This window comes from Pseudomonas sp. MD195_PC81_125 (genome assembly GCF_014060985.1).
Lineage (GTDB): Bacteria > Pseudomonadota > Gammaproteobacteria > Pseudomonadales > Pseudomonadaceae > Aquipseudomonas > Aquipseudomonas parakoreensis.
The window spans coordinates 1-14116 of sequence record NZ_JABULD010000312.1 but is presented as its reverse complement, the minus strand read 5'-3'; the positions used below and the strand labels follow the sequence as shown (position 1 = coordinate 14116).

The 14116-nt window shown below is 60.5% G+C and carries 7 protein-coding genes and 1 pseudogene; 5 read left to right on the top strand and 3 right to left on the bottom strand.

The window, feature by feature from the left end; genetic code table 11:
• From HT737_RS13125 to HT737_RS13110, 4 genes are all read left to right on the top strand, one after another.
• Positions 1–771, top strand: a complete 771-nt coding sequence (locus HT737_RS13125; RefSeq protein WP_047297069.1) for an electron transfer flavoprotein subunit beta — start codon at positions 1–3, stop codon at positions 769–771.
• A gap of 1042 nt (positions 772–1813) precedes the next feature.
• Entirely contained in the window at positions 1814–5266 is a 3453-nt protein-coding gene (locus HT737_RS13120) for a GMC oxidoreductase (protein WP_182402797.1), read from the top strand.
• Between the two features lie 208 nt (positions 5267–5474).
• Complete coding sequence (locus HT737_RS13115; protein WP_182402795.1) at positions 5475–7343, top strand: hypothetical protein; 1869 nt, start codon at positions 5475–5477, stop codon at positions 7341–7343.
• A gap of 25 nt (positions 7344–7368) precedes the next feature.
• Positions 7369–8613 carry a metallophosphoesterase gene (locus tag HT737_RS13110; RefSeq protein WP_182402793.1) on the top strand — a complete coding sequence of 415 codons (1245 nt, stop codon included), beginning with the start codon at positions 7369–7371 and terminating at the stop codon, positions 8611–8613.
• Between the two features lie 122 nt (positions 8614–8735).
• Here the strand turns inward: HT737_RS13110 and gbcA are convergent, their stop codons facing one another.
• Positions 8736–10028: a glycine-betaine demethylase subunit GbcA gene (gene gbcA / locus HT737_RS13105; RefSeq protein WP_047297065.1), complete on the bottom strand. Its 1293-nt coding sequence runs from the start codon at positions 10026–10028 to the stop codon at positions 8736–8738.
• Positions 10029–10310: 282 nt separating this feature from the next.
• On the opposite strand from gbcA, the gene gbcB reads away from it, so the two are divergent.
• Complete coding sequence (gene gbcB, locus HT737_RS13100; RefSeq protein ID WP_041069889.1) at positions 10311–11411, top strand: glycine-betaine demethylase subunit GbcB; 1101 nt, start codon at positions 10311–10313, stop codon at positions 11409–11411.
• A 104-nt stretch (positions 11412–11515) separates the two neighbouring features.
• Here the strand turns inward: gbcB and HT737_RS13095 are convergent, their stop codons facing one another.
• A complete protein-coding gene (locus HT737_RS13095) occupies positions 11516–12340 on the bottom strand; it encodes an NAD(P)-dependent oxidoreductase (RefSeq protein WP_182402791.1) in 825 nt (274 codons plus the stop codon).
• 179 nt (positions 12341–12519) lie between these two features.
• A pseudogene (locus HT737_RS13090) lies at positions 12520–14029 on the bottom strand (sigma-54-dependent transcriptional regulator).
• Positions 14030–14116: the final 87 nt, after the last annotated feature.

Below are 14116 nucleotides of genomic sequence, written 5' to 3'. Positions count from 1 at the left end.
ATGAACACCAATGTCATCAGCCTGGTCTCCATCGGCGCCCACCCGACCTCGGGCCGGCCACGCCGTGCCGAACAGGACGCGCGCGCCGTGGAACTGGGCCTGCAGCTGGCGGGGGATAACCTGCAAGTGCTGCATGCCGGGGACGTTGCCGAACCGGCGCTGCGCGCCTATCTGGGCATGGGACTCGCGCAGATGCACGTGCTGGAGCAACCCGCTGGCGCCGACGCGTTGCCGGCGCTGACCGCGTATCTGCGCGATGCCGGCGCCCAGGTGGTGCTGACCGGCACGCAGGCGGAAACCGGCGAAGGCTCGGGCATGTTGCCGTTTTTGCTCGCCGAAGGACTGGGCTGGCCGCTGGTGGTGGGACTGGCGCAGGTCGAATCGATCAGCGACGGCTCGGCGCTGGTGCTGCAAGCCTTGCCCCGTGGGCAGCGGCGGCGTCTCAAGGTGAAGCTGCCGTTTCTGGCAACTGTGGATAACGCTGCACCCAAGCCACGCCAGAGCGCCTACGGCCCGGCGCGGCGGGGTGTGCTCAATGCCGAAGATGTGGCAGTGCTGGACGATGAACTGCTGACCGTCGCCACCTTGCAACCGGCCAAACCACGGCCGAAACGTCTGAAGGTGATCAAGGCCAAGAGCGGTGCGGACCGGATGAAAGCGGCGACGGCCAAGGCCAGTGGCGGTGGGGGACAAGTGCTTAAAGGCGTCACCGCGCAGGCCGGCGCTGAAGCGATCCTCAAACTGCTGATTGAAGAAGGCGTCGTCCGCTGACCCCTGTAGGAGCTGTCGAGTGAAACGAGGCTGCGATCTTTAGATCTTCAAGATCAAGATCAAAAGATCGCAGCGTGCCGCAGCTCCTACAGGATGTGGTTCGACGATTTGGTGTTGTTTACCCACAATCCCTGTTGGCGGATCTGTGGATAACGTGTTCGCCCATCCCTGTACCCCACGCCAATCAAGCCCTTCAGGCCCAAGATCAAAAAACAACCAGTCTAAGTCACGGTTTTTCCAGACGTTTTCTCCTGAATAAGTTCAAGAGTTGCCCCCAATCTCTGTTGGCGCTTCTGTGGATAAGATGTTCGCTATACGCTGTGAGCCTTATGAACCATGGCTTGTAGAGAATTGCTCAATAAATGATCGATTATGCTTTTAAAGCTGATAATTCCCGCGCAAACCCACGAATTGCTTAGCACTCAGCGCTTTTCCACAGCTGCAGCAAAGTTACCCCCGAACTCTGTTGGCGCTTCTGTGGATAACGTGTTCGCCATCCTCTGCAGGCCTTATGAAACGTGGCATGTAGAGACTTGATCAAAAAACACTCAATCACTCGTGGAAACCATCCTTCTGGATAAGTCACGATTTTTCTTCACAAATCAGCCCGTTATTTTTCGGTTCATCCACAGTTACCCCCATTTGCTGTGCATGGCTATGTGGATAACTTGTTCGCCAAACCCTGCAGGCCTTGCCGGGTATAGTCCAAACGGCAATTGATCAGATTTCATACAGTTCTAAGGCGCGGCCTTGACTTCGATTCCTGCGCTGTCTTCACTGCAATGGCACAAGGACAGCCGTCACTTATCCACATCAGGTTCTGGGAGAACGCATGATGGATAGCCGCCCACACCGCCATCCCCCCACGCCCCGCAAGCGCACCGTTACGACGTGCGGCCAATCAACACGCTCGTCTGTAGCGACCTGCTGCTCCGACCGTTGTGCTGTCGCCGGGCTCGCCCGGAGGCCAGGTGCCCGTTCGCCCATTGATTGCAGGCAACCGCAGAGTTGCCCCCCATCTGCCTGAGAGAGGAACACCCTCATGACACGCATCGCAACGCCCATCAGTGAGATCAAGGAACACTATGACGTGATCGTTATCGGCTCCGGCTATGGCGGCGGCATTGCTGCGTCGCGGCTGTCCCGGGCCGGCAAGCAGGTGTGCCTGCTTGAACGCGGGCGGGAAATTCAGCCCGGTGAATACCCCAACACCATGATTGCCGCGACTGAAGAGTTGCAGATCCACGACCCGGACGGCCACATTGGCTCGCGCACCGGCCTGTTCGATCTGCACGTGAATGCCCAGCAGAATGTGGTGGTGGGTTGTGGCCTCGGCGGTACGTCGTTGATCAACGCCAACGTGGCACTGGAGCCTGAGCCCGGGGTGTTCGATGACCCGCGCTGGCCGCAAGCGGTACGCGAACACCGCGATACGTTACTCAAGGACGGTTACGCCCGCGCCCGGGAAATGCTCAAGCCCAATCCGTACCCGAACAGCGCGCCGAATCTGCCCAAGCTCGACGCCAACAAAAAGTCTGCGGACTACCTCAAGCAAGGCGCGCACTTCTACAAGCCACCGATCAACGTGACCTTCGACAAACTGCCGAACAATCTCAACCACGTCGGCGTCGAACAGTTGCCGTGCAACCAGTGCGGCGACTGCGTCTCGGGCTGTAACAACAAGGCCAAGAACACCACGCTGATGAACTATCTGCCGGATGCATGGAACCACGGCGCGGAGATTTTCTGTCAGGCCGAAGTGCGTCATCTGGAGCGCGCCGGCGATGGCTGGATCGTGCACTTCCAGTACCTCGACAGTGGGCGCGAGAAATTCGACGCACCGACGCTGTTCGTGAAAGCCGACATCGTGGTGGTGTCTGCCGGCACCCTGGGTTCCACCGAGATTCTGTTGCGTTCGCGGGACAAAGGCCTGGTGATGTCCGGCCAGCTCGGTCAGAACATGAGCGGTAACGGTGACATTCTCGGCTTCGGCCACAACTGCGAGCAGACCATCAACGGCATCGGCTTCGGCGCGCATTCGGCCAAGGAACTGCACCCCGTTGGCCCGTGCATCACCTCGGTCATCGACATGCGCACCGAAGGTGACTGGCGCAGCCGCATGGTCATCGAGGAAGGTTCGATCCCCGGCGCGCTCGGCCGGCCAATGGTGCCGGCGATGGCCGGGTTTGCCGAGATGATCGGCAAGGCCACCGACGACAGTTTCAGCGGCAAGCTTGGCTACAAGGAGCGCGAGGCCGAAAGCTTCCTGCGCGGCCCGTATTACGGCGCGCTGCACAACATGCAGACCTACCTGATCATGAGCCACGACAGTGGCCAGGGCCGGATGCTGCTCGACAGCAAGGACCAGTTGCGCATCGACTGGCCGGGTGTCGGCGAGCAGGAAAACTTCAAGCTCGGCAACGAGCGGCTGTACCAGAGCACCAAGGCACTGGGCGGGGTCTGGGTCGAGAACCCGATCTGGACCCAGCTGCTCAAGCACAGCATTGTTTCGGTGCATCCGCTGGGCGGTTGCGTGATGGGTGAAGACGCGGCGCAAGGCGTGGTCAATCACAAGGGCCAGGTGTTCAGCGGCGCGGCCGGCACCAATGTTTACGCCAATCTGTACGTGACGGACGGCGCGGTGATTCCGACATCATTGGCGGTCAATCCGCTGCTGACCATCTCTGCCGTGAGCGAGCGCAACATGGGCCTGCTCGCCGCTGACCGCGGTTGGCACATCGACTACACACTGCCGTCGGCACCGCGCAAACAGGTGGCACCGCCGACCCTCGGCGTGCAGTTCACCGAAACCATGAAGGGCTATTTCTCCCGCGCTTTCACCGCCGCACAAAGCACCGATCTGAAAGTCTACGAAGCGGCGGCCAAACGCGGTGAGGCGGACAACTCGCCGATCGACTTCACCCTGACCATCACCGCCAACGACCTCAACCGGATGATCAAGGAACCGCAACACGCCGCGACCATTGTCGGTACGGTCAATGCCCCGTCGCTGTCGCCGCAACCGCTGACCGCCAGCAACGGCGTGTTCAACCTGTTCGAACAGTTCGAGCAGCAGGTCGATACGCGGCACATGAAATACGACATGAAGCTGACCGCCGAGGACGGCACCGACTATTTCTTCAGCGCCTTCAAAACCGTGCCGGAAGACAACGGCGTGCTGAATATCTGGCACGACACCAGCACCCTGTACGTGACGCTGTACCGCGGGCCGGACAAGTCGGGCGAGGTGATCGGCTCCGGGGTTATGCACATTCATCCGACCGATTTCGCCAAGCAGATGACTACCATGAAAGTGCTCAACGCGCGCAACGAGCGTGAGCGCATCGAAGGCCTGGCGCGCTTCGGCAAGTTCTTCGCCGGGATTCTCTGGGAGAGTTACGGCGGGGTGTTTGCAGGGGACAAATACTTCAATCCCGACGCGCCGCCACGGCTGAAACGGCCGCTGGATGCGCCAACCCCGGCGGTGCATTTCTTCCCCACCGAGGACGGCGTCGAACTGCGCCTGACCCGATATCAGGCTGGCAGCAAAGGCCCGGTGATGCTGGTGCATGGCTTGGGTGTCGGTTCGAATATCTTCTCCACCGACACCATCCAGACCAACCTGCTGGAGTATTTGTGCAAGCACGATTACGACGTGTGGCTGCTGGATTTCCGGGTGAGCATTCTGCTGCCGGCGAGCAAGAAGGAATGGAACGGCGACCAGATCGCCCAGTACGACTTCAAGGCTGCCATCGCGCAAATTCAGCAAGAAACCCAGGCCAAAGACGTGCAATGCGTGGTGCATTGCTACGGCGCGACGACGTTCTTCATGTCGCTGTTGGCGGGGTTGCAAGGCGTGCGTTCGGTGGTCTGCTCGCAGATTGCCGCTGACACCGTGGTCGCCACTGCCACGGGACTGAAGGCGGGTCTGCACTTGCCGGGAATGCTCGACGCCATCGGTATCAAATCGATGACCGCTTACGCCGACAGCAAGGAAAACTGGTTCAACCGGCTCTATGACAAGGCCCTCAACGGCTACGCGCGGATCGAAGCGCAGGGCTACTGCACCAACCCGGTGTGCCACCGCATCACCTTCATGTACGCCTCGCTGTATCGCCACGACACCCTTAACGAAACCCTGCACGACAACCTGCACGAACTGTTCGGCGAGTCGAACATCGAGACTTTCGAGCATTTGGCGCTGATCGTGCGCAAAGGGCATCTGGTGGATTTCAAGGGCAACGATGTGTACATGCCGCATTTTGAGCGGCTGACCATGCCGATCTGCTTTATCAGCGGCGCGGAGAACCAGTGTTACCTGCCGGAAAGCACGCTCAAGACCTACCAGCGCGTCTGCGCAGTCCACGGGCCGGAGCGTTACAGCCGGCATGTGGTGCCGGGTTACGGCCACATCGATTGCATGTTCGGCAAGAACGCGGTGGTGGATGTGTATCCGATCATCCTTGAGCACCTGGAGAAAACGGCCCTCGGTTGAGATCGATTACTGATTTCTGTGTTGAGGAGATTCTCTGTGGCGAGGGGATTCATCCCCGATCGGCTGCGCAGCAGTCGTAAAACCTGAGCGCGCGCTGATCCTGACAGACCGCGCTGGCGGGGTTTGGGGCCGCTTCGCGACCCGTCGGGGATAAATCCCCTCACCACAAGGGACATTGCAGGTTGGTGGTCAGAAGGAAATGGAAGACATGGACAGCTACATCCGCTGGTTTCAACGCTTCATCTGGCTCGGCATTGCGATGAACATGGTGTTCGCGATCCCGGCGCTGTTTGCGCCGGGGTTGCTGACATCGGTGGTCGGTCTGCCGCCGCAACTCTCCGACCCGTGGCTGGAAAACGCCGGGATGCTGCTGGTGGGCATCAGCGTGTTTTACATGCCGTCGGGCTTCAACGCGCCGCGCTATGTGGTGCATTCCTGGCTGTGCGTGCTGACGCGGCTGATCGCCGTGGTGTTCTGGATTTACCTGATCAACACCAGCAGCCAAGGCTCGGTGTTCGTGCCGATGCTGCTGGGCGATCTGAGCTTTTTCCTGATCCTCGGCATTCTGCTGTACCTCGGCACCACGCCTGCGAACCGGCCTTGGGCGCTGCTGTGCGATGGCTGTCGCGAGTGGCGCGCGGCCTGGGCACGGCAATGGCAGCGTCACAGCTTCAAGGTCGGCACGCTGGTGGTTGTCGCGGTGTTGGGTTTTATCGGTTACGAGACTTGGTACCAGATGCTGCGGGTTGTGCCGGAGCAGGAATACGCCTCCGACGAAGATCACTATAAATATGCCGCCATCGGCCTGGGCATCGAAGCGCGGATCCCGTATTACCTGTTCGCCGTGCTGCCACAGATGTGCCCGGAAAAACTGCCCAAGCCCGGCGGCTGGGAGGTCTTCGGCTTTCTCTATGAGAACGGCAAGGACCTGCCGATCGGCATGGCCAAGCGGCAGATCGGTTACCCGACCGTGGAACCGAACTGCGCGCTGTGTCACACAGGATCGTATCGGGCCAATGCCAGCGACGTCGCGGTCAACGTGCCCAGTGCGCCGGCCAACACCCTGCAACTGCAGGCCTTCCAGTGGTTCGCCTACGATTGCGCCAGCGATCCGACATTCACCACCGACGCGGTGATGGCGGCGATCAACGGCAAGTTTCAGCTGGGCTTTTTCGAGAAGCTCTACAACCGCTACCTGATCATCCCGATGGCGAAAAGCGCTTTGCTCAAACAGAAGCAGGCCTACGCCTGGCAAAAGCTGCGTCCGCAACAGGGCCCGGGTCGCACCGACACCTTCAATCCGACGAAAATGGTGGTGTTCGGCTTTCCGGATGACTCGACCATCGGCACCGTCGACCTGCCGCAAGTCTGGAACCAGAAACCGCGGGAGTCGATGTACCTGCATTGGGACGGCAATAACAACAAGATCCACGAACGCAACTACGCCGCGGCAATGGCCGTGGGCGCAACGCCGGAATCGGTGCTGCCGCCGAGCTTCAACCGGGTGACCAACTGGCTGCTCGGGCACAAGGCGCCGGCGTGGCCGTGGGCACTGGATCAGGCCAAGGTCGCCCGGGGCAAACCACTCTGGGACGCCAATTGCGCCGCCTGCCACGACTTCGGTCGCGCCGACACCGGGCAAGTGACCACCAACATCGATCAGCTCGGCACCGATCCACATCGGCTGGACTCATTCACCACCGGTCTGGTGACGGCGTTCCACACCTTCAAGAAACCGCCGTTCGACTTCGGCGCGTATCGCAAGACCCAGAGCTACAGCAACACGCCGACCGACGGCATCTGGCTGCGCGCGCCGTACCTGCACAACGGTTCGGTGCCAACCCTGTGGGACTTGCTGCAACCGCCGGAAAAACGCCCGGTGGTGTTCATCACCGGCTCCGATGTCTACGACCCGGTCAACGTCGGTTTCGTTACCACGGGTGCCCAGGCCAAAGCCTCGGCGGACTTCAAATACGACACCCGCCTGGAGGGCAACCACAACAGCGGTCACCTGTATGGCACCACGCTGTCGGACGACGACAAGCGTGCGTTGATCGAATTCATGAAAACCCTGTGAACCCTTACGGATAGAGGATTACGCCATGTCAGCGGTCGGTCATCTGAAGCATGAATACGACAAGGTCAAGGTGCGCATTCACGGCTTGTTCACGCGCATGGAAATGGCCTGGATGAAGCTCATCATCGAATTGGAGCCGCAGGAGTTTCAGGCAATCATCAAGCTGCTGCAGCGCGGCCACGATCAGGCGCAATACGTGCTGAAAAACGGCGAGCTGCCGGACGACGAACCAGCGGTGCCGTGGGAGTTGTCCCATGGTCTGTCGATCCTGCGCATCGGCAATGCCACGCCGTTGCCGCAATCGCCCGATCAATTGCAGACCAAGGTGCTCAAGGACGGCACGCTGCTGGGATGTCGCAAATGGGAACTGCTGGATCTGCTATGGAGCGAGGCGCTGCTCAAGTGGATCGAAAACCTGCGTCATCACGCGACCTTCGGCACTGACCCGGCGATGGTGACCATGGATCGCGAAGTGACGCTGGCGATTGCCGGTGACTGGGGCACCGGGCCGTTCAACAGCCACGCGCCGGCGGTGTCGGTGGCCAATCAGATGCAACTGGCGAACGCTGATTTCACCATTCATTTGGGGGACGTTTATTACGCCGGCAGCCACTCCCAGGAAGACACCGACATGGCCGGCTGGCCGATGGGCACCCACGGCTCGTTCACCCTCAACTCCAATCACGAGATGTACAGCGGCGCCCACGGTTACTTCAAGGAACTGGCCGCGCGTTTTCCGGGGCAGCAAGGCACCAGCTACTTTGCCCTGATCAACGACGACTGGCTGATTGTCGGGCTGGACACCGCGTACGCTTCGGATGTCATGAACCTGTACATGGACGGCACCCTCAACAAACCGCAGATCGAGTGGATGAAGGGCCTGCCGAAACGCAAGAAACTCATGGTGCTTAGCCACCATCAGGGCTTCGACATCACCGGGCACCACAAGACCGCGCTGTATCAACCGGTGTGCGATGCGCTGGGGCGCGAGCCGGATTACTGGTATTGGGGGCATCTGCACAACGGCATTGTCTATGCGCCACAAGGTGGACTGCATGCGCGCTGCGCCGGACACGGAGCGATTCCCTACGGCACCACCAGCGAGCTGAACGGCCATTCGCGGGTGCTGTTTTCGGAGACGCAGGATGCGAACGATCCGGATTACCCGCTGCGGGTGCTGAATGGCTACGCGAAAATCCGGCTGGTGGGGGAGGAGATTTTTGAGGAGTTTATTGGGGAGGATGGCAGTGTGAGGTGGTCATCGAAGTGAGGTGGTGACTGGGCCGGCCTCTTCGCGAGCAAGCTCGCTCCCACAGTGGTCGGCGGTGATAACAGAATTTGTGTACACCGCCAGTCCCTGTGGGAGCGAGCTTGCTCGCGAAGCTTTTGCTTTTAGCCCTGAACCGGCACTCCCTTGAGGTACGGCGCAGGTTCCGCCCCGAGGTTGTTCAGCATCCGCTCGCTGTACCAGTCCACGAAGTTGACCACGCCAAACTCATAGGTCTTGGAGTACGGCCCCGGCTGATAAGCCGTGGAGTTGATCCCGCGCTGGTTTTCTTCGGCCAGACGCCGGTCCTGGTCGTTGGTCGCGTCCCAGACCTGGCGCATGCGTTCGACGTCGTAATCCACGCCTTCGACGGCGTCCTTGTGCACCAGCCATTTGGTGGTGACCATGGTTTCCTGGGCGCTGATCGGCCACACGGTGAACACGATGATGTGGTCGCCCATGCAGTGGTTCCACGAGTGCGGCAGGTGCAGGATGCGCATCGAACCGAGATCCGGATTCTTGATCCGGCCCATCAGCTTGGCGCAGCCCTGTTTGCCGTCCAGGGTCATCGACACGGTGCCCTTGAGCAGCGGCATGCGCACGATGCGGTTGCGCAGGCCGAAACTGGCGTGGGCGTAAGGGATTTTCTCGGCTTCCCAGGCAGCAGCAGACGCGGCAACGTGATCCTTGAACGCCTGGTCGGCGCGCGGGTCGGTGACGTCGTCCCATTCCAGCAGGGTTTTCAGCAATTCAGGGTGCGAGCCGCCGCAGTGGTAGCACTCGCGGTTGTTTTCCAGCACCAGTTTCCAGTTGGCCTTTTCCATCAAGGTGGTTTGCACCGCCACCTTGGTGTTCTCCATGTCGTACGGTTCCATGTAGTGGTTCAGCGTCGACAGGAAGTCATCGATGGCCGGCGGGTTTTCCGCCAGGCTGATGAAGATGTAGCCGCCGGCCGTCTTCACGTTCACCGGTTTGAGGCCGTACTGCTTCATGTCGAAGTCGGCGCCCATCTCGGTACCGGCGAACAGCAGGCGACCGTCCAGCTCGTAGGTCCACTGGTGGTAGTGGCAGACCAGTTTGGCAACCTTGCCCTTGTCGCTGGTGCACAGGCGCGAGCCTCGGTGGCGACAGACGTTGTGGAACGCATGCACCACACCCTCGGCGCCACGAATGACGATGATCGGGTTCTTGCCGATCTGCAGGGTGATGTAGTTGCCCTTGGCCGGGATCTCGCAGGTCATGCCGGCGATCAACCATTCCTTCTGGAAGATCTCCTGCATATCGATATCGAACAGGCGCTCATCGTTATAGAACGGCTGCGGCAGCGAAAAGGTACGTTCGCGCTCCTGCAGCATCTGTGCGGTGGCCTTGCGTGCGGGTTCCAGCGGGTCGCCCAGGCTGATTTTTGCGGTGTCCATCAATGTGATCCTCAAGGCCATCTGCGTGGCCGGCGAAAGTGGCTGATCAGGGTTGCTACGCAAGGTGTAAAGAAGTTGTCTTGGTGTGAGACGAGTGTGGGGCCGGCGCTGCCCGGAACCTTATCCATGGGCGACATGGTGCAATCTGTTCCCGACGCGTAACCCCCGGTGGTTAGGGGCTGGTCGCGATAAGTATGCCGATGTCGCGGATAGGTAAACGGGCGGTTCACGCTATACGCAGAATCGCCACATGAAGGCCGACAGTCGGCCGTGGAGAACAGCATGTCCAACAGCTTCCTGAATCCGGTCACCACCCAGACCTGGGCCAATGGCCGACACATCGTCCGTTGCGTCAAAGTCATCCAGGAAACCTGGGACGTACGCACCTTCTGCTTCATGGCCGACCAGCCGATCCTGTTCTTCTTCAAGCCTGGGCAGTTTGTAACCCTGGAGCTGGAAATCGACGGTCAGCCGATCATGCGTTCGTACACGATTTCCAGTTCGCCGTCGGTGCCGTACAGCTTCTCGGTGACCATCAAACGCGTGCCGGGCGGCAAGGTTTCCAACTGGTTGCACGACACCCTGCATGAAGGCCAGGAGCTGGCGGTGCACGGGCCGGTCGGGCTGTTCAACGCCATCGATTTCCCGAGCCCGAAAGTGCTGTATCTCAGCGGCGGCGTGGGGATCACCCCGTGCATGTCGATGGCGCGCTGGTTCTACGACACCAACGCCAATGTCGACATGACCTTTATCCACAGCGCCCGCTCGCCGAAAGACATCATTTATCACCGCGAGCTGGAGCACATGGCGTCGCGGATCGACAACTTCAGCCTGCACCTGATCTGCGAGAAACACGGGCTGGGCGAGCCGTGGGCCGGCTATCGCGGCTACCTCAATCACAAGATGCTGGAGCTGATGGTTCCCGACTTCCTTGAGCGCGAAGTGTTCTGCTGCGGCCCGACGCCGTACATGACCGCCGTCAAGCGCCTGCTCGAAGCCGCCGGCTACGACATGTCGCGTTATCACGAGGAATCCTTCGGTGCGACTCCTCCTGAAGCCCGCGCCGACGCGGTGGAGCAAGCCGAACAGGCCGCCGAGGCACCGGAAATCGATGCGGCGGATCTGCATCAGGTCGAGTTCACCGCCTCCGGCAAGAGCATTCGCGTGGCCCCGGGCGAAACCGTGCATGCGGCGGCGGCCAAGCTTGGCCTGATGATCCCGAAAGCTTGCGGCATGGGGATCTGCGGCACGTGCAAGGTGATGAAACTGGGCGGCGAAGTGGAGATGGAGCACAACGGCGGGATTACCGAGGACGACGAGGCCGAGGGGTACATTCTGTCGTGCTGCAGCGTGCCGAAAGGCGACGTCAGAATCGAATTCTGAGCCGGATCCCTGTAGGAGCTGCCGAAGGCTGCGATCTTTTAGATCCTAAAAAACAAGATCAAAAGATCGCAGCCTTCGGCAGCTCCTGCAGGGGTTAGGTATTTTCAGTCGACGAACAAGTCGGGCATTAGGTGGGTCGTGCTGTCCGGATCAAATCGGTAGTGATCGAATTCGGTCACGCCGCTCTCGCGCAAAATCTCCTCATCTATCAATAACCGTCCGCTGATCTGTCGCCCGCTGCTGCTCAGAATCACATGCGCCGCATCCGCCATGATCGAAGGCAGGCGCGCATGCTTGAACGACTCGCGATTGCCCAACTGAAACTCGATCGCCGCCGTGGCAATCATCGTCTGCGGCCACAGCGAATTGACGCTGATGCCGTAACTGGCGAATTCCTCGCTCATGCCCACGGTCAGCATGCTCATGCCGTACTTGGTCACGGTGTAAGGGCTGTACTGGGCGAACCATTTGCTCGCCATATTCAGCGGCGGCGACAGGTTGAGGATGTGCCCGGCGGATTTCTTCAGATAGGGCAGGGCGGCCTGGCTGCACAGCAGCACCGCACGGGTGTTGATCTGGTGCATCAGGTCGAACCGCTTGAGTTCGATGTGTTGCACACCGGTCAACTTGATCGCCCCGGCATTGTTCACCAGCGCATCGATGCCGCCGAAATGTTCGTTGGCCTGGGCCAGCGCATGGCGCACCGCGTCTTCATCACGTACATCCAGTTGCAGCGCCAGGGCGTAGCCGCCGGCCGCTTCGACTTCTGCGGCGACGCTGTGGATGGTGCCCGGCAATTTCGGATGGGCTTCGGCGCTCTTGGCCGCAATCACGATATTGGCCCCGTCCTTCGCGGCCCGCAGCGCAATCTCACGCCCGATGCCACGGCTGGCGCCGGTGATGAACAGGGTTTTGCCTTGTAGCGACATGCCGATGCTCCTGCTTGTTGTTATGTGAGCGGAGGGCTCGACAGACAATGTAGACCAAGGAACATCGCAATCCCTGTAGGAGCTGCCGCAGGCTGCGATCTTTTTTGATTTTTTGTTTTTTAAGATCAAGATCAAAAGATCGCACCCTTCGGCAGCTCCAACAGGGGGTTAGGGTGAATTTAAGACTTGCCCGGAATGCCGTACTTGCGCAGGCGATGGGCGATTGCCGTGTGCGAAGTCTGCAGGCGGCTGGCCAGTTGGCGGGTCGAGGGGTAGCTGACGTAGAGTTTTTCCAGCAGCGTTTTTTTCGAAGGACTCGACGGCTTGTTCAAGGCTCTCGACGTCGCTGTCGGTCTGCCGCGCCACCGAAGTACCGGCAATGTCGAGGTCACCGATGTCCACCAGACTGCTTTCGCAGATCGCCGCCGCGCGGAAGATCACGTTCTGCAATTGCCGCACGTTGCCTGGCCAGCGGTTGCCGAGCAGTGCCGGATAGGTACCGGGCGCGAGGCGACAGACCGGCCGCTGAATCTGCGCACAGGCCTGCTGCATGAAGTAACGCGCCAGCAACAGAATATCCTGACCACGCTCACGCAGCGGCGGCACTTCGACGTTGAGCACGTTGAGGCGATAGAACAGGTCTTCGCGGAACAGACCTTCGCTGACCATTTTTTCCAGATCACGGTGGGTCGCGCTGAGGATCCGCACGTTGACCTTCACCTCGCGGTCGCCACCCACGCGGCGGAAGCTGCCGTCGTTGAGAAAACGCAGCAGTTTGGCCTGCAAGTACGGCGACATCTCGCCGATTTCGTCGAGAAACACAGTGCCCTGGTTCGCCAGTTCCATCAGCCCCGGTTTGCCGCCACGTTGCGCGCCGGTGAAGGCGCCGGGGGCATAGCCGAACAGCTCGCTCTCGGCGAGGTTCTCCGGCAGGGCCGCGCAGTTCAGGGCGAGGAACGGCGCACTGTGTCGCGCACTGATCGCATGGCAGGCGCGGGCCACCAGCTCTTTGCCGGTGCCGGTTTCGCCCTGAATCAGCAGCGGTGCATCAAGGGCGGCGACCCGTTGCGCGCGGGCCTTGAGGGTGCGGATCGCCGGGGATTCGCCGAGCAGCGCATCGAAACCTTCGGCATGGTCGTGGTGCAACGCCGAGAGTTGTTCGCCGATACGGTTCGGTTGATACAGGGTCAGCAGCGCGCCGGCGTCAGTGATCGGCGTGGCGTCGAGCAACAGGGTCTGGCCATTGACGGTGATCTCGCGCAGCGGCAGACGGAAGCCTTGTTCGAGCAGGGCGTCCAGCAGTCCCGGATCGTTGAACAGTTCAGAGACGCTTTCACCCGCCGGTTCGCGTCCGTACAGCGCGATCAGTGCCGGGTTGGCCAGCAGCACTTTCCCGGCGCTGTCGAGGGCGAGCACCGGATCGGTCATCGCTGCGAGCAATGCATCGAGCTGCAGGTGCCGACGCTGGCCGGGGAGGATGTCGACCACCGTGACCGCTTCGACACCGCGCACCCGAAACAGCGCATCTTTGAGTTCTTCAAGCACTTGCGGGCTCAAGGTCGGGGCGTCGATGTAGACGTTGGGCGGAATCATCTCCACCGCATCCAGATTGAGATTGCGCCCACCGAGGATCGCCAGGACTTCCTGGGTGATGCCGACGCGGTCGATGAAGCTGACGTGGATACGCATGGGGCGGTTCAGTGTTCTGGAATGCGGAGGGGGGCAAGTATGCCTTGGGGCGGGGCAATGGTGAAATCAGATCAAAAGATCGCAACC